The following is a 23205-nucleotide window of genomic DNA, read 5'->3' on the forward strand; positions in this document are numbered from 1 at the left end:
CGCGCACGTCGATGCTCACCTACGCAATCAACCGCGCGATCCAGTTCGCGCTTTCCCTCCTCGTCGCCTCGGTGGTGATCTTCGCCCTGATGAGCCTGCTGCCGGGCAATGCGGCACAGGTGGCGCTGGGAACGAACGCCACCCCGGAGGCAGTAGCGTCGCTCGAAGCCCAATACGGGCTTGATCGGCCACCTCTCATCCGGTACTTCGACTGGATGGGAGGAATGCTCACCGGAGACTTCGGCACCTCCTACGTCACAGGTGCCGAGATCACTCCCGTCATCGTCGACAGCGTCCAGGTCACGGCGATCCTCGTCATCGCCGCCATCGCCGTGTCCATCCTCATCGCCGTGCCCCTGGGCACCTTCGCCGCCCTCGAGCAGCGCAACTGGATCGGCGTGACGATCTCGGCGATCAGCCAGGTCGGCATCGCGATCCCGAACTTCCTGGCCGCGATCATCCTCGTCATCATCTTCTCTCTGACCCTCGGATGGTTCCCGTCCCAAGGCTGGATGGCTCCGATCGAGGGCCTCGGCGGCTTCCTTCTCCGCCTCGTCCTGCCGGTCGTGTCGCTTGCTCTCGTGCAGGCGGCGATCCTCACCCGCTACGTTCGTTCGGCCGTGCTCGATGTGATGCGGGAAGACTATATCCGCACCGCCCGGGCCAAGGGACTGACCAAGACGAAGGCGCTGTTCGCGCACGGACTGCGCAATGCGGCGATTCCCGTCATCACCGTCGCCGGAGTCCAACTGGCCACCCTGCTGGTCGGGGCCGTGATCATCGAACAGATCTTCGTTCTGCCCGGAATCGGCTCCGAACTCGTCCGCGCCGTCGCCAACCGTGACCTCGTAGCGGTGCAGGGCATCGTCATGGTCCTCGTCCTGCTCGTGCTCATCATCAACCTCATCGTCGACATCCTCGTGCCCATCGTCGACCCCCGGATCAGGAACGCCGCATGAACCCGACCCCGACCAGTGCCCAGAGCCCCAGCGACCACGTCGATCCCGTCGCTCTAGACGCGACCGACGCGACCGCCTCGGCGAAGATCGGGCCGGGCCGGTCCCGCAGGAGCGGACGGCGGGCGAACGCATCGATGATCATCGGCGCGGGCCTCGTCGTGCTCATCGTCGGACTCGCTCTCATCTCCTTCGTGTGGACCCCGTACGACCCGACCACGATCGACCCCGCCGCCCGATTGCAGAGCGGCAGCCTCACCCACCCGTTCGGCACCGACACCTTCGGACGGGACACGCTGACCTGGGTGATGGTCGGGGCGCGGATCACGCTGCTCGTCGGGGTCGTCGCCGTCGGCATCGCCCTGCTCATCGGCACCCCGATCGGAATAATCTCCGCCTTCTTCGCGAAACAGCCGTGGGGAATGTGGCTCGACGCGGTGATCATGCGGGCCAACGACATCCTGTTGGCCTTCCCCGCGCTGCTGCTGGCGATCATCTTCGCTGCCGTCTACTCGCCGGGGACGGGACCGGCCATGGTCGCCGTCGGCATCGCCGCGATCCCCGGCTTCGCGCGCGTCGCACGCTCCGGCACGCTGCAGGTGCTGGGCTCCGAATACGTCCGCGCCGCGCGAGCTTCGAACCGTCGGATCCCGGCCATCGCCGTCGTCCACGTGCTGCCGAACATCGCCGGAATGGTCATCGTCCAGGCGTCCGTGGCCTTCGCGATCTCCGTCCTCGCCGAGGCGGGGCTGTCCTTCCTCGGACTCGGCACCCAGGCCCCGACCCCGTCGTGGGGCCGGATGCTGCAGGAGTCCCAGCAGTACCTGTCCACCCACCCCGAGCTCGCTCTGTGGCCGGGAGTGTTCATTGCACTCGCGGTGCTCGGATTCAATCTCTTGGGCGATGGGCTGCGCGACCGGTTCGACCCGAAGATGGAGGCGCGAGGTGCCTGAGAACCTGCTCGAGGTCCGTGACCTCACCATCACCCCTGCCGGAGCGGACGCTCCGGTGCTCCACGATGTCAGCCTCAGCCTGGCGCCGGGCGAGCGGGTCGGACTCATCGGCGAATCCGGGTCGGGGAAATCGCTGACCGCCCAGTCCGTGATGGGTCTGCTGCCAGAAGAGCTGCACGCCCGTGGCCAGGTGCATCTGCAGGGGCACTCCGGGAACCTTCTCGAGGCGAACGAGAAGACCCTGGCCGGGCTGCGCTCGGACATCGTGTCGATGGTGTTCCAGGAACCCATGAGCGCCCTCAATCCGCTCATGCGCATCGGCGACCAGATCGCCGAAGTGCTGCGCCTCCATGGCAAGGCGCCGCGGGGGCAGATTCCGACGCGTGTGCGCGAACTGCTCCGCGACGTCCACATGCCCGACCCCGACAGCGCCCGGTTCGCCTACCCGCACCAGCTGTCGGGCGGGCAGCGGCAGCGGGTCATGCTCGCGATCGCCCTGGCCAATTCGCCGAGGCTGCTCATCTGCGACGAGCCCACCACCGCCCTCGACGTCACCGTGCAGAAGCATATGCTCGACCTCATCGCCGAGAGGGTCTCGGCGGTGGAGGCTGGACTGCTGTTCATCACTCACGACCTCGCGGTCGTTGCCGGAGTCTGCGATCGGGTCATCGTCATGTACCGCGGCCGCATCGTCGAGTCCGGCAGCGTCGACGAGATCTTCACCGCGCCCAAGCACGAGTACACGCGAGGGCTCCTGGCATCCTCGGATCTCGAAGCCACAGATGACCGCGGCCGACTCTTCACACTCAAGACCGCGCTCGCCTACTCGGGGCCGCAGATCGGCGAAGCAGAGGCTTCGGTCGATGTGGGGGAGCCGGGGGATCTTCGCGACGAACCGCAGATCTCGACCCGACCGGATCACACCGGCATGTCCGTCGCGGGGTCGACGGACGAAGACAGCGTCAGGACCACCTCGGCGAGGGAAGGGGCCGGAGCCGCCTCGGTGAGGGATGACCACCGAACCCCCTCGGTGAGGGAATCGGCACCGCTCATCGAGGTCTCGGACGTCACCCGGATCTTCCGCGGACGCGGACTCTTCGGTCGCAGACGATCGGACGTCACCGCCCTGGGCGGGATCGACTTCAGCGTCGCGGCCGGAGCCCGCCTGGGCATCGTGGGGGAGTCGGGATCGGGGAAGTCAACGCTGCTGAACATCCTCTCCGGCCTCGACCGACCGACCACCGGGCATGTGCGCGTCGGCGACATCCGGGTCGAAGCCGCGAGCTCACAGGCTCTGCGCCGCCTGCGCGAGAACCTGCAGATCGTGTTCCAGGATCCGTTCGCCTCGCTCGACCCGCGGATGCGCATCGCCGACATCGTCGCCGAACCGCTCATCGCCGCCGGAGTCGACAAGGACGAACGCGCAGCACGGGTCGAGGAGATGATCGCCGCCGTCGACCTCGACCAGGACTCCCTGCGCCGGTACCCGCACCAGTTCTCCGGCGGGCAGCGACAGCGCATCTCGATTGCCCGGGCCCTCGTGACCAGACCGCAGATCCTCGTCGCCGACGAACCGGTCTCCGCCCTCGACGTCTCGGTGCGTGCGCAGGTCCTCAACCTGCTCACCGACCTCGTCGACGAGTACGCGCTGACTCTCCTCTTCGTCTCCCACGACCTCGGCGTCGTCAAACACCTGTGCTCCGAGGTCATCGTCATGAGAGCCGGACAGATCGTCGAATCGGGTGCGACGGAGGACATCTACGCGAACCCGCAGGACGAGTACACGCGGCGCCTCATCGCCGCCACCCCGAGCCTGGCCGAAGCACTCGCGGCCGGATAGACCGGCTCGCGCGCGGGATGCGACGAACCATCGAGAGAAAGGGCAGCATATGACCACATCGCTTGCCGACCGCAGCGCGGCCGAAATGGCAGCCGGATTCGCCGGCGGGGACTTCGACCCGGTCGAGGTGCACTCCGCGGTCGTCGACCGCATGGACGACTGCGAACCGACCATCAACGCCCTGTTCCACCGCGACGACGAACGCTCCCGGGACGCCGCCGCTGCCAGCGCAGCACGCTGGCGAGAGGGACGACCGTTGAGCGACCTCGACGGGGTGCCCGTGACGATCAAGGAGAACATCGCCCGCCGCGGAGTTCCGCTGCCCAGCGGCCACGCCTGGGTGGAGATGCCGGTGGCCGGCCACGATGCCCCGATCACCGAGCGTCTCGAAGAAGCCGGAGCCGTCATCCTCGGGTCGACGACGATGCCCGACTGGGGAATGCTCTCCTCAGGAGTGTCCTCTCTGCACGGAATCACCCGTTCACCGCTGGACCCGAGCCTGACGACCGGAGGGTCGAGTGCCGGAGCCGGAGCCGCGGCAGCCGCCGGATACGGACCCATCCACATCGGCTCCGACATCGGCGGATCCATCCGCCTGCCATGCACGTGGCTCGGTCTGGCCGGGCTCAAGCCCAGCTTCGGCCGCGTGCCTCTCGACGCCCCCTACCTGGGCAGATGTGCGGGACCGCTGGCGCGGACGATGGCCGACGTCAAAGCCGCCATGGACATCATCTCCGCCCCGGACGATCGCGACTATTCGCGGCTGCCGCGCTTCGCCGCCGATGATGCGCAGTCTCTGCCGGGCAGCGACTCGGCTGGAGCCTTCGACCCGCGGGGACTGCGCATCGGCGTGCAGCTCGACGCCGGGTGCGGGGTCGCCGCAGCGGCGCAGGTGCGCTCGGCCGTCACCGAGGCGGCAGAGAGGTTCTCTGCGGCCGGTGCAGAAATCGTCACGGTCGATCCTTTCATCGACGATGATCACCTCCGCGACATGGATCTGTTCTGGCGGGTCCGGTCGTGGGCCGACCTCAAGGCGCTGCCTGTCGACGAACAGGCGCTCATTCTGCCTTATATCCAGCAGTGGGCACAGGACGGAGCCGATACCAGCGGAGTCGACCTGATGCGCTGCTATCACAGCGTTCAGGAGATCCGGCGGCGGACGATCGAAGCAACTGCCGAGTTCGACCTGGTCATCTCGCCGACAGCTCCGGACGCGGCATTCCCGGCCGAGCAGCCGATGCCGTACCCGCAGGTGCACGAACCGATGGGGCATATCGGGTTCACCATGCCGTTCAACATGTCAGAACAGCCTGCGGCGACGGTGTTGGCCGGATCCATGGACGACGGTCGGACCATCGGAGTGCAGATCGCCGGACGACGGTTCGCCGACGAACTCGTCATGGCCGCCGGTGCCTGGTTCGAAGCCGCGGCCGACCTCGAGCTGCCGACTCGGTCGGTCGGAGTCTGAGAGAACGACGACAGCGGGCCTGCGACGACCGGGAATCGGTCGTCACAGGCCCGCTGTGACTTGGACGTCGCCTCGGTGACGGTGGGTGTCTCACCTCGGGGAGGTGAGGTGCACCGTGTCGGCGGTGGACCCTGGGGTCAGAAGTCGAAGAATTCGACCGAGAGCTTGTCTCCGTCGATCTTCACGCTTCCGGACACCGACAGGGAGTTGCCGTTGGAGAAGTACGAGGAGCCGGCCCTCTTGCCGTCGACGGAGAAGTTGAACTTGCCTGGCTTCTCGGTGAAGAACGAGCCGGTGTTCGTGTCTCCGGCGCCGAAGCTGGCCTTCACCTTCGGCATCTCCTTCATGTCCCATTTGGCGGTGTTCTTCTTCGCCAGATCATCGAGCTTCTTGTCCGAACCGCCGACTGGGATCTCGGTCGGGTCGTACTTGATGAAGTCGCACTTCGGCTCGATGCTCTTGTTGTCGAAGCACTTCTTGAGCTCCTTCTCGACCTGTTTCTGAACTTCCTTGTCGAAGGCGCCGGTCGGGGACAGATCGAGGTTGAGGGTGGTGGGGGACACCTGGCCCTTGTTCGGCTGTCCGCCGGGGGCGAAGGCCTTCGGGAAGTTCACCTTGGCCGTATCGGAAGCTTCGGAGATCCACTTGCTCTTCGGAATCGTGAAGTCGTAGCTGCCGGGGTAGACAGCGAACGACGTGGTGCCCGACTTCGCCTTGTAGTCCTTGCCGTTGACGGCGAGACCGTCGGCAGCGGGGATATCGAGGGAGATGACGTTGAGGTCGGGGCCCTTCATCGTCCACTTGTCGAAGAACAGGTCCTGTTTGCCGTCCTTCGTCGCAGAGAGCTCCACATTGTAGGGGCTGCCGTCGAGCTCGTAGGACACGACGACGGTGCCCTTGTCCCCGTCGGTCTTCGACGATTCGACCTTGGCCTTCTCGATCTTCGCCGATGAGGAATCGGTGAATTCCTTCTGCAGCAGATCGAGGTTCGTGCCCTCAGGCCGTGTCGAGGGGGCGATCTTCTCCGCGGCTGCGAAATCACCCTTGTTCAGGGCTTCGACGTAGTCCTCTGCGACCTTGTCGGGTCCGTACTTGTTCTTGTTCACGCTGCCGATGACGAAGAACCCGACGAGGACGAGGATGATGACCAGCGCGACCGCACCGAGGGTGATGAAGAGCGGAAGTTTGCTCTTCTTCTTATCGGGGCGATTGTCGGCACGCGTCGCGGTGCTCTGACCGCCGGCGAAACCCGGAGCCGGTGCAGGCTGCGGAATCGCCTGGGATGGACCGGAACCGGTCTGTTGGGCGTTCGGACCCGACCCCGTCTGATACTGCCCGGACTGGTTCTGGGCGGAGTTAAACTGGCCCGGCTGGTCCTGAGCGCCGGGGTACGGCTGATTAGACGCCCCCGGATATGCCGCATTCGAATACTGACCGCCTGGCTGTTGGACGCCCTGCGGCTGAGCGCCTTGCGATTGAGCCCCGGGGTAGCCGCCGTTCGGCTGCTGCGGGCTCTGGTACTGGTTGTTCGGATACTGCCCGTTCTGAGGCTGGTCACTCGGAGACGGGGCACCGGGATAGGGACCCGCCTGTGGGCCGCCCTGAACGTTGGCTCCGCCTTGCTGGCCGGAGTTGAAGGACTGATCGTTCTGGGCGCCGGGGCCCGAATACTGAGGCGGTTGGTTCTGCTGAGAAGCAGCCGGAGCGACCGTCGGTCGTTCCGGCGCATCGTTGCCCGGAGCTCCCAAGGGTGGTGCCTGGTCATCGGGCACCGAGGAACCGCTTCCGGACTGAGCCGAACCGCCGGTTGCGGTGGGGGCGTCATCGGAGACCGAACCCGGAAGGCCCTCATCCGTCGGCAACTCCGACTCGGGCTTCGACCCGCCGTTCTCCGGAGGCTCGCTGGGTGGTGGCGGGAAATTGGGGTGATCGTTCCCGTTGCTCATCGTGGGGTCATCCTTTGCGTGTACAAGCCTGTCCTGGCGCAATTGTACTTCCCGGAGCAGGGAATCGCGTGGTCAATACCGGGAAGCCGAGCCGGGTTAGGCGAAAATGGTCCTGATGCACACTTCTCCTCACCCTCAGCCCTACCGTCGGACGATCTTCGCAGCCCTCATGGAAGTCGTGAAGATCGACCTCATCGTCGTTCCCGCGGGATTCGTCGTCGCCATCGTCTTCTGGATCATCGGGCTCGGCTCGCAGCTGCCGTACTCGGCGATTCCCGAATGGGCGTTCGCACTGTGGGCGACGGTGTCAGGACTGAGTGTCTCGACCCTCGGATTCGACTTCTCGCTGGCGCCGAGCCTCGTGACTGTCGGCCTGTGGCTGCTGGTGGCAACGGGGGCCAAACGAGTCGCCCGCAGCACGGCAGCGGACAGCCCGGCCGAGAGCGACGACGATCCCGGCGGATGGTGGGCGCTCATGGGTACAGCTCTGGGCACCTTCGTCGTGGCCTACGCCGCTCCTCTGCTCGTCGCGGCGGTCCTGGTCGGCCAGGCCACGGTGACTCCGCTCGGATTCCTTCGGCTCTTCCTCTTCCTCGTCACGGCTGTGGCGTGGGCCTTCATTCGGGTGCGAGGAATCGGTGACATCCCCGGACTGGCCGTGATCGCCGATGACACCTGGACTGTCTCCGTCGGACTCGCACGCCGTCTGCTGTGGGCCGCTGCGGCACTCGGTGCGATCGTGCTCGTCGTCGGAATCGTGATCCGCTGGAGCGATGTCGCCGACACTGTGCAGGTCTACAGCTCACCGGTCGCCGCAGGCATCGGCCTCATCGTCGTTCAGGCGCTCTTCGCCCCGAGCATCCTCTTCTCAGCCCTGTCGTGGACCGCCGGTACGGGAGTGAGCATCGGCGGGGCCGGGACGAGCTCTGCATTCACTTCGACCTCAGCGCCCGTGCCCGATGTGCACGTGCTGCAGCTGTTGGACGGTGACTATCCCGCCTGGACGGCCGCCGCACCGGCGCTTCTCGTGCTGCTCGGTCTGCTGTGCGTCATCCTCGGCCGCGACCGAGCCCGCGACATCGCCGCACAGTCGTGGATGGGACTGGGGCTTGCAATCGGGATACTGTTCGTCGCCCTCGAGGTGCTCGCACTGTTCGCCGGTGGGGCCTTGGGCCCGCTGGGTCTCTCCGGGTTCGGACCCTCGGCCCTGACGTCGGCGCTGGCGATCACCGGGTGGATCGGTGTGGGAATGGCCGCCGGCCTTCTGCTGATCAGACTCTCCGGTCTGCACGCCGAGTATTCCGAATTCGCCGAGGATGACGAAGAGTACCCCGACGACGAGGATGCCACAGCGGGCGCTTTCGAAGAGGACCGCACAACGGATGCGTTCGATGAGGACGAACCGGAATCGCTCGCCGACGACATCGTCGACGAAGACGAACCGCGTTAGACGAGGGCGCCGCCTCGGTGACGGATTGGGCTGCCTCGGTGAGGCAGCGTACTCACCGCGGCTGTGGCGCGAACGGAAGTCCGCCTCGGTGACGGGTCAGGCGTGAACCGAGGACATCCTCGGTGAGGGGATCAGCGCTGAATGACCTGGACCGTGGCCCCGTGGATCACTTGGTGCCGGGCAGGTCGAGATCCTGGCCGGTGACCTGCTTGAACCAGTCACCCAGACCCGACTGATACTCACTCGAGCATGAGAGCTGCGCCTGCTGCGTGATCGCGTCGCGCAGACATTCCTCGTACTTCGACTGCACCGGCCAGAGGATGACCGAGGACATCGTGGAGAAGATGAGGTAGATGCTGAGCAGACCACCGAGGATGCCCAAGGACATGTTCCGGCGCTGCTTGGTCTTGACGACGGCGACGATGTACTTCACCGACCAGACGACGGCAGCGATGGCAAAGCCGATGGCGGCGAGCTTGAACGGCAGCTGATACGTGAACGTCAGCACCGAGGCGAGGATCAGCAGTATCAGGACGAGCCCGTGTCGTGCCGGTGCGGCCTGTGCCTCCTCTTCGGGAGTCGGCGCCTTCTTCTCTTCGGTATTCTGCGGTGACGTCACTCGATCAGTTTCTCACAGTCGACTGACAAATGCCTCGGCGGGCCGTGTCCGCACGATGACAGCAGGGCATCGTCCATGTGCTGCAGACGTTAGACTGTGCGGGTGCGCATAGTTCTTCTGGCATCAGGATCCGGTACTCTCACGCAGTCCGTCATCGACGCTTTCGCCGACGGGACCCGTGGAGTCGACATCGTCGCCATCGGGGCCGACTCGGACACCGCAGGGGTCCTGACCCGAGCCGAACAGCACGAGATTCCCTCCTTCGTCGTCCGGCCCAAGGACTTCGCCGACCGCGACGAGTGGAACCTGGCGCTGAAGGACACGGTGGCCGAGCTCGCCCCGGACTGGGTGGTCTCTGCCGGTTTCATGCGCATCCTCGGTCCCAGCTTCGTCGCGGCCTTCCCGTCCCGGATCATCAACACCCATCCGGCGCTGCTGCCGTCGTTCCCGGGTGCACACGGGGTCCGCGACGCGCTCGCTCATGGGGTGAAGCTGACCGGCGGAACCATCCACCTCGTCGACACCGGAGTCGACACCGGACCGATCATCACTCAGTACGCGGTGCCCATCGGCGATGACGACACCGAGGAGACCGTGCACGAGAACATCAAAGCCCGGGAACGCGAAGAGCTCGTGCGTCTGCTGGCACATCTGGCCCACACCGACCTCGTCGTCGAAGGGCGACATGTCCGCGGATATGTCGCCTCGGCGATGACCGCCCACTGACCCCGCCGTGAGAAGAACCGACCGGCAACCGAACCTCGAGGAGGATCTGTGACAGGAACCCGCGCGATCAAGAGAGCGCTGATCAGCGTCTACGACAAGACCGGGCTGGAGGAGCTGGCTCGCGGCCTCCACGCCGCCGGAGTCCAGATCGTGTCGACAGGATCCACGGCAGCGAAGATCGCCGAGGCGGGAGCCGCGGTGACGAAGGTCGAAGACCTCACCGGGTTCCCCGAATGCCTCGAAGGGCGGGTCAAGACCCTTCATCCGCGCGTCCACGCCGGCATCCTCGCCGATTCCCGCAAGCCTGAGCACCTGGAACAGCTGTCCGAACTCGAGATCGAGCCCTTCGACCTCGTCGTCGTCAACCTCTATCCGTTCGCCGACACCGTCGCGAGCGGAGCCGGCTTCGACGACTGCATCGAACAGATCGACATCGGCGGACCCTCGATGGTGCGTGCGGCGGCGAAGAACCACCCCACGGTCACCGTCGTGACCGATCCGGCCGACTACTCGGCCGTGCTCGACGCAGCCGCCGGAGACGGCTTCGATATCGATGCCCGCCGCATCTTCGCCGCCCGCGCCTTCGCCCACACTGCGGCCTACGACGCGGCCGTCGCCTCCTGGTTCGCCGCGGAACTCGCCACCGATGAGAAGGCCGAATTCGCCGGCCTCACCGGAGAGAAGATCGCCGACCTGCGCTATGGAGAGAACCCGCACCAGGCTGCTGCCGTGTACTCCGACGGCACCGCCGGAATCGCCGGTGCGAAACTGCTCGGCGGCAAAGCGATGTCGTACAACAACTACACGGACACCGATGCCGCGATCCGCGCGGCATTCGACTTCGAGCAGCCGGCCGTCGCCATCATCAAGCATGCGAACCCCTGCGGAATCGCCGTCGGTGAGACCGCTGCCGCTGCGCACAAGTCCGCCCACGAATGCGATCCGCTGTCGGCCTACGGCGGTGTCATCGCCACGAACCGCGAGGTCGACGCAGAGCTCGCAGCATCGATCAAGCCGATCTTCACAGAATGCCTGGCCGCTCCGTCGTTCAGCGCCGAGGCACTTGAGATCCTCACGACGAAGAAGAACCTGCGACTGCTCGAACTCGGCGACATCGATGTGCCCACAGACGAGGTCAAGCCGATCAGCGGTGGGTTCCTCGTACAGGACCGCGACGCCTTCCAGGCGGACGGCGACTCCGTCGAGAACTGGACCCTGGCCGCTGGTCCGGCAGCTGCACCCGAGGTCCTCGCGGATCTCGAATTCGCGTGGAAGGCCGGACGGGCTGTGAAGTCCAACGCGATCCTGCTCGCCAAGGGGGGAGCCTCGGTGGGTGTGGGCATGGGTCAGGTCAACCGCGTCGACTCGGCCAAACTCGCTGTCGAACGTGCCGGAGCCGAACGCGCCACCGGTGCGGTCGCAGCCTCCGACGCCTTCTTCCCGTTCCCCGACGGTCTGCAGATCCTCATCGACGCAGGAGTCACCGCCGTGGTGCAGCCCGGCGGATCGATCCGCGACGATGAGGTCATCGCGGCCGCGGAGGCGGCAGGGATCACGATGTACCTGACCGGGAGCCGCCATTTCTTCCACTGAGATGAAGCGGCCTCACCCCCGCCACGCACGGCGGGGGAGAGGGCCGATCGCGAAGCGATGGATCTACTGGAAACGGCGATACGCGCATCCCACTCGGCGTGACTGGGTGCTGCTCGGCTGTCTCCTGGGCGTCGCCGCCGCCGCGGCGTGCTCCGTCATCGATTTCCGCCTCGGTGCTGTCGTCCTCGCGGTCGTTCCTGCCGGTCTCGCCGGGTTCCGAGCGATGCCGCCGCCGTGGACCGAAGTGTGGGCGAATCGGTCGAAGGTCGTCGACATCACGACCTGTCTGGTGTTCGCCGGACTGCTGGTCGGGCTTGCGTTCCTCGTACCGCTGACCCGCTGAGTAGTCGGTCTCGGCGACGTTCTTTATGTGCATTCGCTGAGAAATGGGACGCGCAGGTGTCGTCACGTCGACAATAGTGGCAAGGTGAGTGGCGTCAGAGGTTCGCTTCGAACCTTTTCCGATGAAAGGAGACAGCATGGGACTCGACGATCTTACTAACAAAGCCAAGGACGCCTTGAATAGCGATAAGGGTGAAGAGATCAGCGACCAGGGCCTGGACAAGGCCTCGGACGCAGCCAACAATGTCACCGGTGGAAAGTTCGAAGACCAGATCAATCAGGGTCGCGACGGAGCCGATGACAAGCTCGGCAACGAATGATCTTTAATCCATAGCCGCGTCCGGCATGGATGAGCGCCGAGGAGAATGTGATTCTCCTCGGCGCTTTCTTGTGTTCTGGCTAGCCGTCAGTCGATACCAACTATCGGGGCACGAGTGGCTTCGCTGCGCGAGAGAACGGCTCAGTGCAGTGGATGCACGGCTTGGCCGTGCATCCACTGCACCATTGCCTCAGCTGAGTTTTTCGATCGGGGCGTAGCGCAGCAGCAGCCGCTTCGATCCGGCCGAACCGAAGTCGACGACGGCCACGGTCTTGTCTCCGACACCGTTGACTTCGGTGACGGTGCCGAGCCCGAAGGACTCGTGCGAGACCTTCTCGCCGACCTCGACGGAGATGACCTCACGATTGGGTCGGATCCGATTGGGGAATCCGGCAACCGGTGTCGACGAACTCGCACTCGAGCGTGAGCGGGAGCCGCCACCGGACGACCGTGATGACCCGAAGCCGCGTGATCCTCCCGAGTATCCGGACGAATAGCCGCCGGAGCCGAAACCTCCGGAACCGAAGCCGCCCGAAGCGAACCCGCCGGAGAAGCTGCCCGTGTTCTCCCAATTGATGAGGTTCTCCGGGATCTCGGACAGGAACCGGCTCGGCGGATTGTATTGAGGCTGACCCCACATGCTCCGGGTCTCGGCGCGAGTGACGAGCAGACGCTGCCGTGCACGCGTGAGCCCGACATACGCCAGACGCCGCTCCTCCGACAGCTCCTGCGGATTCTCGAAGGAACGCGAATGCGGGAATCCTCCGTCTTCGAGCCCGGTGAGGAAGACCACCGGGAACTCGAGTCCCTTAGCCGTGTGCAGAGTCATCAGTGTGACCTGACCGAGTTCGGCATCGGGGATCTGATCAGTGTCCGAGGCCAGAGCCACCTGCTCGAGGAACTGATCGATGGCCGCCGCGCCGACGCCCGGCGCAGCGGAGGCGTCTGCGGAACCGACGTCATCGACGTCGGGGTCGACCGCCTCGGCGGCGGTTTCGGTCTCTGTGCCTCTGGGCTCCGGGGCGGCGGTCGCCTCGGTGTCGGTGCCGTCGTCTGTGTCGGTGTCATCCGGGGTGTCCGGTTCCGCAACTGCGGCAGCCTCCCGAGTGGCGACGAAATCCTCGGCCACGGCGACGAGTTCGGCGAGGTTGTCGACACGGGACTCGTCCTGCGGATCGGTGCTCTTCTGCAGCGATTCGAGGTACCCGGACTGTTCGAGGATCGCCTCGATGACCCGGGAGAGCGGGGAGGATTCGGCGGTGGAGCGCAGGTCCTGCATGAGGTCGTAGAACTTCTGCACCGAGGTCAGGGCGCGCGAACTCAGGTGAGGGATCTCGTCGAGGCGGCCCAGGGCGGTGAAGAAGCTGATGTTCTCCCGGTCGGCGAAGTCGGCGATGATGCCCTCGGTGCGGTCGCCGATGGAGCGTTTGGGCACATTGAGGATGCGGCGCAGATTGACGTCGTCATCGGGGTTGGCGACGACGCGCAGGTAGGCGAGGGCGTCCTTGATCTCCTTGCGCTCGTAGAAGCGGGTGCCGCCGACGACCTTGTACGGGATTCCGGACCGGACCAGCGCATCTTCGATGGCGCGCGACTGAGCGTTCGTGCGGTAGAACACGGCGAAGTCACCATAGGTGTACTTCTCCTCGTCGATGAGGTCATCGATGCGATCGACGATGAAGCGGGCTTCACCTTGTTCGTTCTCGGCCACCCAGCCGACGATCTGCTCGCCGGAACCCTCCGAGGTCCACAGCTTCTTCTCCCGGCGGTCGTCGTTGTTCGCGATCACGGCATTGGCGGCGTCGAGGATGTTCTGCGTCGACCGATAGTTCTGTTCCAACAGAATGGTGTCAGCGTTCGGGAAGTCCTTCTCGAACTCGACGATGTTGCGCACCGTGGCGCCGCGGAAGGCATAGATCGACTGGTCGGCGTCGCCGACGACGGTGAGCTCGGCACCCGTCGGCCCTCCTGCGCCGTCACCGGCCAGGGCTTTGATCAGCGCATACTGTGCAGGGTTCGTGTCCTGGTACTCGTCGACGAGGATATGGCGGAACCGGCGACGGTAGGAATCGGCCACCTCGGGGAAGGCGCCGAAGAGGTGGACGGTCTCTGCGATGAGGTCGTCGAAGTCGAAGGCATTGGCCAGGCGCAGACGGGAGGTGTAGCGCTTGAAGACGTCGGCGAGCACCTCGTCGGCGGGATTGTTAGGCCGCGGGATGAAGTCGTCGGGGGTCTGCAGGTCGTTCTTGAGGTTCGAGATTCGGTGCAGGATGGCCCGCGGGGCGTACTTCTTCGTGTCGAGGCCGAGCTCCTTGAGGATCTGGGCGACGAGGCGCTGGGCGTCCTGGGCGTCGTAGATCGTGAAATTCGACTTCATGCCCAGCACCTTCGCCTCGCGGCGGAGGATGCGCACACACGAGGAGTGGAAGGTCGAGACCCACATGGCGCGGGAGGCAGGGCCGACGATCGAGGACACGCGTTCGGCCATCTCTTTCGCGGCCTTGTTCGTGAACGTGATCGCCAGGACTTCGCCGGGGTGGGCGCGACCGGTGGCCAAGGCGTAGGCGATGCGTCGGGTGAGCACGGTCGTCTTGCCCGATCCGGCTCCGGCGACGATGAGCAGCGGGGATCCCGTATGGATTACGGCCTCGCGCTGCCTGGGGTTGAGTCCGGTGAGGAGTTCGGCCGCTCGGGAGTCGGCGCCGGCGGCATGGTCGGTGTGTTCAGCTGCAGCAGTCATGTCGCCCCCAACGATACCGTCAGCCTCGGACACGAGCTCACACCCCTCAGAACTACCTGACGGCGGCTCAGCAACCTCGCGCGAGGTTGCTGAGCCGCCGTCAGGTAGTAATTGGGGAGGGTCAGTGGATGAAGACGGCCACGATGACGTTGATGACCGCGAAGGCCACCACCAGGTGTGCCATGGTCGCCGACGGGTTCGCCACCTTCACGCCTGCCCCGCCCTCTGCAGGCGCAGAGGCGGCGAAGGCCTTCTGCTTCTTGTTGCCGATGAACGCGAAGACAGTGACGAGGATCGCCACGACCAGTTTGATGCCGAGCTTCATATGGTTGACGTCGCCATCGCCCATCTCGGCCAGCCCCATGAGCAGCAGGCCGGTGACCAGCTGCAGATAGGCGCCGTGGAGCATTCCGGGCATCACTTTGGGGGAGCGGATGACGGTGAAATAGCCGCCGACGATGATGGCCATACCCAGCAGATGCAGGGTCAGAAGAATCTCGCGTAGAATTTCCATACAGTTAATCGTAGTGGCATGATGGTGTCTCGTGAGCGCGGGCCCCTCTACTGGTGCACGCTGTTCCGCCCTGGTGTAATGGCAGCACGCCGGCCTTTGGAGCCGTGCAGTATAGGTTCGAATCCTATGGGCGGAGCTGGCCCAACCCGACATGCGAAGGATTCAACTATGTCGCAGACTCATCCGACCGCCGTCATCGTTCTGGCAGCGGGCCAAGGCACTCGAATGAAGTCGGCTCTTCCCAAGGTGATGCATCCCATCGGCGGACGCTCCCTGCTCCATCACTCCGTCGCCGCGGCGGCCGGAACCTCTCCCGAGCACCTCATCGTCGTCGTCCGCCATGAGCGCGATCAGCTCGTCGCCCACCTCGACTCCCTTCCCGTGTCCTCCCAGAGAACCCTGCTCATCGCCGATCAGGATGAGGTTCCGGGCACCGGCCGCGCCACCGAATGTGCGCTCACCCAGTTGCCCGAGGACCTCAGCGGAACCGTCGTCGTCACCTACGGCGATGTGCCGCTGCTGACGACGGAGACCATCAACGGCCTCGTCGAGATCCACGAATCCAACGCCAACGCCGTGACCGTCCTGTCCGCCGAGGTGAACGACCCGACCGGGTACGGCCGCATCGTCCGCGACGCGAACGGATCCCTGCTGCGCATCGTCGAGCAGAAGGACGCCGGCGACGAAGAACGGGCCATCCGTGAGATCAACTCCGGCATCTACGCCTTCGACGCCGCGGCGCTCAAGGAGGGCCTGGCCTCACTGACGACCGACAACGCGCAGGGTGAGAAGTACCTCACCGACGTCATCGGACATTCCCGTGAGGCAGGCCGCCCCGTCGCCGCCACGGCCACCGACGACCTGTGGCAGGTCGAGGGAGCCAATGATCGCGTGCAGCTGGCGAACCTCGGCAAGGAGCTCAACCGCCGGCAGTGCGAGAAGTTCATGCGTGCCGGTGTCTCCATCATCGACCCCGACACCACGTGGATCGACGTCGACGTGTCCATCGCCGCCGATGCGACGATCCTGCCCGGCACCCAGCTGCTGGGCGCCACCGACATCGGCGCCGGCGCCGTCGTCGGCCCCGACACCACCCTCAAGGACACCGAGGTGGGGGAGAACGCCAAGGTCGTGCGCACCCACGGTGAACTCGCCGTCGTCGGCCCGGAAGCCAACGTCGGACCGTTCGCCTACCTGCGTCCGGGCACCAAGCTCGGCGAGTCCGGAAAGATCGGCACCTTCGTGGAGACGAAGAACGCCGATATCGGCAAGGGTGCGAAGGTACCCCACCTCTCCTACGTCGGCGATGCGGAGATCGGGGAGGGCTCGAACATCGGAGCCGCCTCGGTGTTCGTCAACTACGACGGCGTCAACAAGCACCGCACCGTCATCGGCAAGCATGCACGCATGGGCTCGGACAATATGTATGTCGCCCCTGTCACCGTGGGCGACGGCGCCTATTCGGGTGCGAGCACGACGGTGCGCAAGGATGTCCCTGCAGGAGCGCTGGCCATCTCGGTGGCCCCACAGCGCAACCTGGAGGGCTGGGTTCAGACAAACCGTCCGGGCACGCCTGCAGCGCAGGCGGCCGAAAACGCATCCGAAGGGGAACGGATCAGTGAATGAGATAACGACGGCGGGCGATAAGAAGCTCGTCCTGGTGAGCGGTCGGGCAAATCCCGAACTCGCCGAGCAAGTCGCGGAGAATCTGGGGACCGAACTCCTCCCCACCGACATCTACAACTTCGCGAACGGCGAGATCTACGTCCGCTACTCCGAGTCAGTGCGCGGCAGCGACGTCTTCGTCCTCCAGTCCCACTGCGCTCCCATCAACGAATGGCTGATGGAGCAGCTGATCATGGTCGACGCCCTCAAGCGTGCATCGGCCAAGCGCATCACCGTCATCGCACCGTTTTTCCCGTACGCCAGGCAGGACAAGAAACACCGCGGACGCGAGCCCATCTCCGCTCGGCTCGTCGCCGATCTGTACAAGACCGCCGGTGCCGACCGCATCATCACCGTGGACCTGCACACCGCGCAGATCCAGGGCTACTTCGACGGTCCCGTCGACCACCTCATCGCGATGCCGATCCTCGCCGGCTACGTCAAGGACAAGTACCCCGGCGACCTCGCCGTGGTTTCGCCCGACGCCGGCCGCATCAAGGTCGCGGAGAACTGGTCGAACTCGCTGGGCGGAGTGCCGCTGGCCTTCATCCACAAGACCCGCGACATCACCCGACCGAACGAGACCAAGGCCAACCGCGTCGTCGGTGAGGTCGAGGGCCGCACCTGCGTGCTCGTCGACGACATGATCGACACCGGCGGCACCATCGTCCAGGCCGCCGACGCCTGCATGGCCGCCGGCGCGAAGGGCGTCATCGTCGTGTCCACCCACGCCGTGTTCTCCGGCCCGGCCGTCGAACGCCTGTCGAACTCCGTGGCCGAAGAGGTCATCGTCACGAACACTCTGCCGCTGAGCGAAGACAAGATCTTCGACAAGCTCACCGTGCTCTCGATCGCCCCGCTCATCGCTCGTGCCGTGCACGAGGTCTTCGAAGACGGATCGGTCACGAGTCTCTTCGAGGTCTGATCCCGAAGGCTGAGGCCCCGTGATCCGCGCAATCGCGCCGGATCTGATGCGAACCCCGAGTCGATGCGGCTCGGGGTTCGCATCGTCTGGACTGCCGTGAGGTCCTACACTGGAGGCAAGACTTCGGCGAAGGGATCAGGGACGATGTCCTCACACGATTACAACCGGTACCGCGTGGACGTCCCCGGCGGGCAGCTGTCCGTGGGAGTGTGGGAGCCGGTGGCGAGCGGCCCCGGGCGCGTGCCCACCGTGTGCGTCATCCACGGCATCACCTCCAACCACCTGTTCTTCGCGGGCCTCGTCTCCGCACTGCCCGGCGTCCGCATCATCGGGCCCGACCTGCGCGGACGAGCCGACTCGCGCACCCTGCCCGGCCCGTTCGGGATGGCCGCCCACGCCGAGGATGTCACCGCCGTGCTCGATGCCTTCGCCCCGGAGGGGCCGGTCACCCTGGTTGGTCATTCCATGGGCGGTTTCGTCGCTATGACCCTGGCCGGAATGTCGGCTGAGCCGAACGTCGACACCGGCGCCGAGGCGGCCCGCCGTTTCCGTGGCCCTGTCCTCATCGACGGGGGACTTCCCCTGCCAGTGGGGCAGCCCCACGGAGACGGCCCCGTCGACGACCTCAACGATGAGGACCTCGACACCGATGATCTCATCGCCGCCGTCCTCGGCCCGGCCGCCGAGCGGCTGTCGATGACCTTCGGCAGCGTCGAGGAGTACTTGGCGTTCTTCGCCGCTCACCCCGCTTTCGTCGACGGCCTCGACACCGTGGCGACCGAGAGCTTCGTCTACGATCTGGCGGCCAAGGACGACCATTCGTTCCAACCGTCGACGTCGGTGGAGGCGATGCAGGCCGATTCGGCCGACATGTACACCGGCTCCGCCTACCGTGATGCCCTGGAGACGATCATGGGCAGTGACGGAACCCAGTCCGAAGTGGTCTTCCTCTTCGCCGAGCGCGACCTCGTCGCCGCCGAACCGGGCCTGTACCCGCCGGAGACGACCAACGACTTCGCTCGGCAATGGCCGCAGATGGACATCGTCGATGTGCAGGGGACGAACCATTACGACATCCTCCTCACCGAAACCGGAATCGATGCGTGCACTGCAGCCGTGACCTCTCGGATTGGTGCCGAAACGGACGGTGCCGTAGACTAGTCGGGTTGCCTCGGCGAGGGAGACTGATGTCTCCGTGATCGACGCGGTCCTGCCCCACGAAACGAACCCATCGGGTTCGTGATTCGCGTGGGTGCTCAGGCTGTTTCGCCGTGGTGCTCGAAGGTAAGTTCACCACGAAGGAGAGAAAATGGCTGACTTCAAACTTCTGGCCGAAGCTCGCAACGAGTTCGGCAAGGGCGCAGCGCGCCGCATCCGCCGCGCAGGACGCATCCCCGCTGTCATCTACGGCCACGGCGGAGACCCCGTGCACGTGTCCCTCGAGGGCCACGCCACCATGCTGGCTCTCAAGCACGCCAACGCGCTGCTCGAGATCGAAAGCACCGACGGATCGAAGAACGTCCTCGCCATTGCGCGCGACGTCCAGATCGAGCCCGTCCGTCGTGATATCGAGCACCTCGACCTCATCATCGTCAAGCGCGGCGAGAAGATCGAGGTCGACGTGCCCGTCCACGTCATCGGTGAAGCCGCCCCCGGCACCATGGTCTCGCAGGAAGAGTCGACCATCGCCGTCAAGGCCGATGCGACCAAGCTGCCCGAGCTCATCGAGGTCTCCATCGAAGGCCGTCCCGCCGGCGAGCACGTTCTGGCCGGTCAGGTCGAACTGCCTGCAGGCGTCGAGCTCATCGCCGACGAAGAGCAGCTCATCGTCAACGTCTCCGAAGAGATCGAGATGGACACCGAGTCCGACGCCGAGGAAGAGACTGCTGAAGAGTCGACCGAGGAAGAGGCCGCTGAGGAGTCCGGTGAGGAAGAGACCTCCGAAGAGGAGTGATCTTCTCTCCTCCCGGCACTCAACGTGCCGTGAGGAGCACTGACTGACTACGCTGTTCGGTGGGCCGCCTGTTGGGCGGCCCACCGAATGCGTTTCTCAAGAGCGAACCCGGCGCACCTCTCGCCCCGCGGCGAGCAGAAGCCCCACCACTCGGTCAGCGGGCGCGGACAGGACGGACAAGGACGGCAATGTCGAACGAAGCATGGTTGGTCTTCGGACTGGGCAATCCCGGCCCCAAGTACGAAACGACACGGCACAACATCGGACAGATGGTCATCGCCGAACTCGCCTCCCGCATCGGAACCACGCTGACGCGGACGAAGCTGCGTGCGAACGTCGGCACCGGGCGGCTGCCCGGCGGCAGCGTCCCGGGACTGCCCGGTCCGCGGGTGGTGTTGGCCACCTCGACGGGATATATGAACGAATCCGGCGGACCGGTGCGCGCGCTGGCTGACTTCTACGGAATCGCCACCGACCGGATCATCGCCGTCCATGACGATGTGGACATCCCCTTCGATGCCATCAAAGCCAAGCTCGGCGGGGGAGAGGGCGGGCACAACGGTCTGCGTTCGATGACCTCGGTGCTGGGGACGAAGGACTATCTGCGGGTGCGAGCGGGAGTCGGACGCCCTCCGGGGCGACAGGACACCGCCGATTATGTGCTGCGCCCGTTCTCGAAGGACGAGCGCACGACCCTGCCGATGTTCGTCTCCGACCTCGCCGATGCCGTCGAAGAGGTCATCGTCAACGGGCTCACCGACATGCAGCAGAAGTTCCACTCCCGCTGATCGCACCTCGGGTGCTGACCAAGCAGCGGGCGCTGCCCGGGACTCAGGCCGTCTTCTGCTTCTCCGGGCGACGGTGCAGCCACCATGCGGCGAAGATGCCGCCGGCGAATCCGAACAGGTGGCCCTGCCAGGAGATGTCGTTCGTCTGCGGCAGCATGCCGAAGATCATCGATGCGCCGTAGGTGACGAAGATGAACAGGCCGATGGTGAAGTAGATGATCTTGCGCAGCAGGTCATCGGTGAACCAGGTGCGCAACGCGAGGTAGCCGAAGAATCCGAAGACGATGCCGGACGCACCGACGATGTGCTGGCCGGGCAGCGTGGTCAGCCACGCCCCGAGCCCGGAGCTCAGCGCGGTGATGCCCGTGACCGTCCAGAAACGACGCTTGCCTTCGAAGGCGATGACGATGCCGAGGACGAGGAACGGGAAAGTATTGGCCAGCAGATGGCCGAATCCCGAATGCAGCAGCGGCGAGGTGACCAGGCCGTAGAGCGAGAGCGGATTCCATGACTCCAGACTGAAGACGTCGAGGTCGACGGGGAGGATCGCATCGACGATCTCGATGACCCACATGACGGCCAGGACGATCAGCACCGGAGCGAACCGGGAAAGCAGATGCGGCCGGTCGACGGTGGTGTTCAGGTGCGCAACCGGGGGATTCGCGGAACGGCCGGAGTGGGGAGATCCGGAGTCGGTGGAGTCAGGGCCGAAGAGGAGTCGGGATTCCTCGGCGGAGAAACGGGGGGAGTGGTCGGTCATGTTCCAATTGTGGGTGATGAAGATTGGAGAACCCCGAACATCCGGGCCTTCCGGGCAATCGTGATCGTTCCGTTAGGCCCGTTATCGCCTCGAAATATTCACGACCGGTCCAACTCCAGAAACTATCTGTTTTGAGGCTCCGCTCTGGTCGACCCGAGGGACTTGCCGTCCGCGTCGAGAGCTTCGACGATGATCGTCGAACCGTTCGGGGTGATGTCCGCCGCCGTCTCGAAACCGGTGCGCTCGACCTCGGTGTTCTCAACGAGGTGCTCCTCGTCGTCACCGCTGAGCACCCTCCACGAAGCCACCTCGGTGGCACCGTTCCAGCTCATGTGCACCCGAGTGATGTCGGACTGCGGCTGTGACTTCGTGGCCGTCGGGGGAGCAGTCGGCTGGGCATGCCAGTCGAAGCGGTAGGCGCGGTAGTTCGATCCGCCGGTGAAGGTGAGGTCGGCGAGCAGCTTTCCGTCCTTGGAGAACTCGGAGATGTAGGGCTCCGAACCCCAGCCGAGGACGACGTTGCCGCCCGGCAGCTCCTGGAAGTTGCCCTGACTGCCCGACGAACGGTCGTCGGGAGCGGGATACTCCGTGACCACCTCGGCGCGCTTCTTCTTCTCATCGACGTCGAGGCGCAGACCGCGGGTGTCGCCGAGCCGAGGCGCGGCGTGGTTGTCGAACAGGGTCAGCGTCCCATCGGAGCGGCGCTGGGCATCGTGCTGCCAGGCGAACTGTGCGCTCTCGCCCATCTCGAAGTCCGAGGCCTTGCCGCCGAGGACCCAGTTGAGATCGGCACTCTTCCGGTCGAGCTGGTAGACAGCGTGGGTATTGCGCGCCGAGACGAGGAGAGCCCTGCCGTCATCGTCCTCGGACACGGAGTTGAGGTGGATGTAGTCGAAGGGCTCGTCCTTCGTGCCCTCACCCTCCTTGAGCTCCGTCTCGGTCTCATCGATGGGTACGGCATCGAGGGAGCGCCATTCGAACAGGGGATCACCGCTTGCGATGTCGACCTCCTGGACGATGCCCTCCCAGGCCCAGCCGTCCTCGGCTCCGCCGACTGAGCTGAGATCCGTCTGCGTCTTCACATAGGAGATGAGGAACATGGTGTCATCGGCGGTGATCGTCGTCTCGTGCAGGTCGGACGTGTCCTTGGGCAGCTCGCCGCCCATGCCGACACGGGCGATCTCCTGATACGAGTCGTCGAGGATGACGACCTCGCCGGCGGTGTGCGGGGTCTCGGCCAGTCCCTCCCACCAGGTGAGCACCGGCTTCCCCTGATATTCCTGGACGCGCAGATCCCACAGCGCTTCGGAGTCGTCTCTGATCCACACCGGGTCACCGGCGGAGTCGAGGATGAGCCCGCCCACCCAGGACGTGTCATCGGTCTGCGTCTGTCCCTTCGGGGCGAGGAAGGTCTCCAGGTCTCCGTTGTCGTCGGGGAAGGCCCCGGAGTCGATATCGACCTTCGGCGGGGCGAGTTCGGGGCGGGAATGGAAGTCCCACCGTTCGGCGACAGCGATGTCGTCATCGGCATCGGCCGTGCACCCTGCGAGCAGGAGCGTCGCCGCAGCCAAACCTGCAAGGACGGTTCTCTTCATGGCCATATGCTCATCCTCACACGTTTTCGACTCCCGTGGTCCTCGGGCCTTG

20 protein-coding genes and 1 tRNA gene are annotated in these 23205 nt (G+C 65.3%); 15 read left to right on the forward strand and 6 right to left on the reverse strand.

The features are described from left to right. Positions 1-11: 11 nt before the first annotated feature. Genes KTJ89_RS00065 through KTJ89_RS00080 form a run of 4 tightly spaced genes read left to right on the forward strand, consistent with a single transcriptional unit; the run spans position 12 to position 5217 of the window. Entirely contained in the window at positions 12-959 is a 948-nt protein-coding gene (locus KTJ89_RS00065) for an ABC transporter permease (RefSeq protein WP_172168611.1), read from the forward strand. Next, a complete protein-coding gene (locus KTJ89_RS00070) occupies positions 956-1909 on the forward strand; it encodes an ABC transporter permease (protein WP_172168614.1) in 954 nt (317 codons plus the stop codon). The genes KTJ89_RS00065 and KTJ89_RS00070 overlap by 4 nt, the downstream gene beginning before the upstream one ends. Next, complete coding sequence (locus tag KTJ89_RS00075; protein ID WP_374990240.1) at positions 1860-3749, forward strand: dipeptide ABC transporter ATP-binding protein; 1890 nt, start codon at positions 1860-1862, stop codon at positions 3747-3749. The genes KTJ89_RS00070 and KTJ89_RS00075 overlap by 50 nt, the downstream gene beginning before the upstream one ends. Before the next feature lie 49 nt (positions 3750-3798). Beyond that, positions 3799-5217, forward strand: coding sequence for an amidase (locus tag KTJ89_RS00080; protein ID WP_259356539.1), 1419 nt, complete (start codon positions 3799-3801; stop codon positions 5215-5217). 137 nt (positions 5218-5354) lie between these two features. Here the strand turns inward: KTJ89_RS00080 and KTJ89_RS00085 are convergent, their stop codons facing one another. After that, entirely contained in the window at positions 5355-7163 is a 1809-nt protein-coding gene (locus KTJ89_RS00085) for a hypothetical protein (protein WP_139469682.1), read from the reverse strand. 115 nt (positions 7164-7278) lie between these two features. Here KTJ89_RS00085 and KTJ89_RS00090 point away from each other — a divergent pair, with 115 nt between their 5' ends. Further along, complete coding sequence (locus KTJ89_RS00090) at positions 7279-8613, forward strand: cell division protein PerM (protein ID WP_259356540.1); 1335 nt, start codon at positions 7279-7281, stop codon at positions 8611-8613. Positions 8614-8779: 166 nt separating this feature from the next. On the opposite strand, the gene KTJ89_RS00095 is transcribed toward KTJ89_RS00090, so the two are convergent. Continuing rightward, entirely contained in the window at positions 8780-9232 is a 453-nt protein-coding gene (locus tag KTJ89_RS00095) for a hypothetical protein (RefSeq protein ID WP_101545186.1), read from the reverse strand. Between the two features lie 102 nt (positions 9233-9334). On the opposite strand from KTJ89_RS00095, the gene purN reads away from it, so the two are divergent. From purN to KTJ89_RS00115, 4 genes are all read left to right on the forward strand, one after another. Then, on the forward strand, positions 9335-9958 hold the full coding sequence (gene purN, locus KTJ89_RS00100; protein ID WP_259356541.1) for a phosphoribosylglycinamide formyltransferase: 624 nt from the start codon (positions 9335-9337) through the stop codon (positions 9956-9958). Between the two features lie 48 nt (positions 9959-10006). Further along, on the forward strand, positions 10007-11551 hold the full coding sequence (gene purH / locus KTJ89_RS00105) for a bifunctional phosphoribosylaminoimidazolecarboxamide formyltransferase/IMP cyclohydrolase (protein ID WP_259356542.1): 1545 nt from the start codon (positions 10007-10009) through the stop codon (positions 11549-11551). A 1-nt stretch (position 11552) separates the two neighbouring features. Then, positions 11553-11894 carry a DUF3017 domain-containing protein gene (locus KTJ89_RS00110; protein ID WP_259356543.1) on the forward strand — a complete coding sequence of 114 codons (342 nt, stop codon included), beginning with the start codon at positions 11553-11555 and terminating at the stop codon, positions 11892-11894. A 136-nt stretch (positions 11895-12030) separates the two neighbouring features. Next, complete coding sequence (locus KTJ89_RS00115) at positions 12031-12213, forward strand: antitoxin (protein ID WP_139469677.1); 183 nt, start codon at positions 12031-12033, stop codon at positions 12211-12213. Positions 12214-12402: 189 nt separating this feature from the next. Here the strand turns inward: KTJ89_RS00115 and KTJ89_RS00120 are convergent, their stop codons facing one another. Together KTJ89_RS00120 and KTJ89_RS00125 are read right to left on the reverse strand one after the other, a co-directional pair. Beyond that, a complete protein-coding gene (locus KTJ89_RS00120; RefSeq protein ID WP_259356544.1) occupies positions 12403-14952 on the reverse strand; it encodes a UvrD-helicase domain-containing protein in 2550 nt (849 codons plus the stop codon). Between the two features lie 121 nt (positions 14953-15073). Then, entirely contained in the window at positions 15074-15466 is a 393-nt protein-coding gene (locus KTJ89_RS00125; protein WP_139469675.1) for a hypothetical protein, read from the reverse strand. Positions 15467-15530: 64 nt separating this feature from the next. Between KTJ89_RS00125 and KTJ89_RS00130 the strand changes: the two genes are divergently transcribed. From KTJ89_RS00130 to pth, 6 genes are all read left to right on the forward strand, one after another. Further along, a tRNA-Gln gene (locus KTJ89_RS00130) sits at positions 15531-15602 on the forward strand. Positions 15603-15634: 32 nt separating this feature from the next. Further along, entirely contained in the window at positions 15635-17092 is a 1458-nt protein-coding gene (gene glmU, locus KTJ89_RS00135; protein WP_139469674.1) for a bifunctional UDP-N-acetylglucosamine diphosphorylase/glucosamine-1-phosphate N-acetyltransferase GlmU, read from the forward strand. Next, entirely contained in the window at positions 17085-18056 is a 972-nt protein-coding gene (locus KTJ89_RS00140) for a ribose-phosphate diphosphokinase (RefSeq protein ID WP_025777652.1), read from the forward strand. The genes glmU and KTJ89_RS00140 overlap by 8 nt, the downstream gene beginning before the upstream one ends. A 144-nt stretch (positions 18057-18200) precedes the next feature. Next, positions 18201-19217: an alpha/beta fold hydrolase gene (locus KTJ89_RS00145; RefSeq protein WP_259356545.1), complete on the forward strand. Its 1017-nt coding sequence runs from the start codon at positions 18201-18203 to the stop codon at positions 19215-19217. A 148-nt stretch (positions 19218-19365) separates the two neighbouring features. Continuing rightward, on the forward strand, positions 19366-20010 hold the full coding sequence (locus tag KTJ89_RS00150; protein WP_139469671.1) for a 50S ribosomal protein L25/general stress protein Ctc: 645 nt from the start codon (positions 19366-19368) through the stop codon (positions 20008-20010). Positions 20011-20198: 188 nt separating this feature from the next. Next, on the forward strand, positions 20199-20798 hold the full coding sequence (gene pth / locus KTJ89_RS00155) for an aminoacyl-tRNA hydrolase (protein ID WP_172168632.1): 600 nt from the start codon (positions 20199-20201) through the stop codon (positions 20796-20798). 43 nt (positions 20799-20841) lie between these two features. On the opposite strand, the gene KTJ89_RS00160 is transcribed toward pth, so the two are convergent. Both KTJ89_RS00160 and KTJ89_RS00165 read right to left on the reverse strand, forming a co-directional pair. After that, positions 20842-21558, reverse strand: a complete 717-nt coding sequence (locus KTJ89_RS00160; RefSeq protein WP_139469669.1) for a rhomboid family intramembrane serine protease — start codon at positions 21556-21558, stop codon at positions 20842-20844. Between the two features lie 122 nt (positions 21559-21680). Then, positions 21681-23159: an arylsulfotransferase family protein gene (locus tag KTJ89_RS00165; protein ID WP_259356546.1), complete on the reverse strand. Its 1479-nt coding sequence runs from the start codon at positions 23157-23159 to the stop codon at positions 21681-21683. Between the last annotated feature and the right edge of the window lie 46 nt (positions 23160-23205).

The organism is Brevibacterium sediminis (assembly GCF_024895295.1).
Classification (GTDB): Bacteria; Actinomycetota; Actinomycetes; order Actinomycetales; family Brevibacteriaceae; genus Brevibacterium; species Brevibacterium sediminis.

What these genes read in the sequence shown, in the direction of transcription:
- KTJ89_RS00085 (WP_139469682.1), bottom strand. Translation starts at nt 7,163, where the DNA reads ATGAGCAACGGGAACGATCACCCCAATTTCCCGCCACCACCCAGCGAG.
- glmU (WP_139469674.1), top strand. Translation starts at nt 15,635, where the DNA reads ATGTCGCAGACTCATCCGACCGCCGTCATCGTTCTGGCAGCGGGCCAA.
- KTJ89_RS00075 (WP_374990240.1), top strand. Translation starts at nt 1,860, where the DNA reads ATGGGCTGCGCGACCGGTTCGACCCGAAGATGGAGGCGCGAGGTGCCT.
- KTJ89_RS00080 (WP_259356539.1), top strand. Translation starts at nt 3,799, where the DNA reads ATGACCACATCGCTTGCCGACCGCAGCGCGGCCGAAATGGCAGCCGGA.
- KTJ89_RS00115 (WP_139469677.1), top strand. Translation starts at nt 12,031, where the DNA reads ATGGGACTCGACGATCTTACTAACAAAGCCAAGGACGCCTTGAATAGC.
- KTJ89_RS00145 (WP_259356545.1), top strand. Translation starts at nt 18,201, where the DNA reads ATGTCCTCACACGATTACAACCGGTACCGCGTGGACGTCCCCGGCGGG.
- KTJ89_RS00160 (WP_139469669.1), bottom strand. Translation starts at nt 21,558, where the DNA reads ATGACCGACCACTCCCCCCGTTTCTCCGCCGAGGAATCCCGACTCCTC.
- KTJ89_RS00120 (WP_259356544.1), bottom strand. Translation starts at nt 14,952, where the DNA reads ATGACTGCTGCAGCTGAACACACCGACCATGCCGCCGGCGCCGACTCC.
- KTJ89_RS00110 (WP_259356543.1), top strand. Translation starts at nt 11,553, where the DNA reads ATGAAGCGGCCTCACCCCCGCCACGCACGGCGGGGGAGAGGGCCGATC.
- KTJ89_RS00070 (WP_172168614.1), top strand. Translation starts at nt 956, where the DNA reads ATGAACCCGACCCCGACCAGTGCCCAGAGCCCCAGCGACCACGTCGAT.
- KTJ89_RS00125 (WP_139469675.1), bottom strand. Translation starts at nt 15,466, where the DNA reads ATGGAAATTCTACGCGAGATTCTTCTGACCCTGCATCTGCTGGGTATG.
- KTJ89_RS00165 (WP_259356546.1), bottom strand. Translation starts at nt 23,159, where the DNA reads ATGGCCATGAAGAGAACCGTCCTTGCAGGTTTGGCTGCGGCGACGCTC.
- KTJ89_RS00090 (WP_259356540.1), top strand. Translation starts at nt 7,279, where the DNA reads ATGCACACTTCTCCTCACCCTCAGCCCTACCGTCGGACGATCTTCGCA.
- KTJ89_RS00150 (WP_139469671.1), top strand. Translation starts at nt 19,366, where the DNA reads ATGGCTGACTTCAAACTTCTGGCCGAAGCTCGCAACGAGTTCGGCAAG.
- pth (WP_172168632.1), top strand. Translation starts at nt 20,199, where the DNA reads ATGTCGAACGAAGCATGGTTGGTCTTCGGACTGGGCAATCCCGGCCCC.
- KTJ89_RS00065 (WP_172168611.1), top strand. Translation starts at nt 12, where the DNA reads ATGCTCACCTACGCAATCAACCGCGCGATCCAGTTCGCGCTTTCCCTC.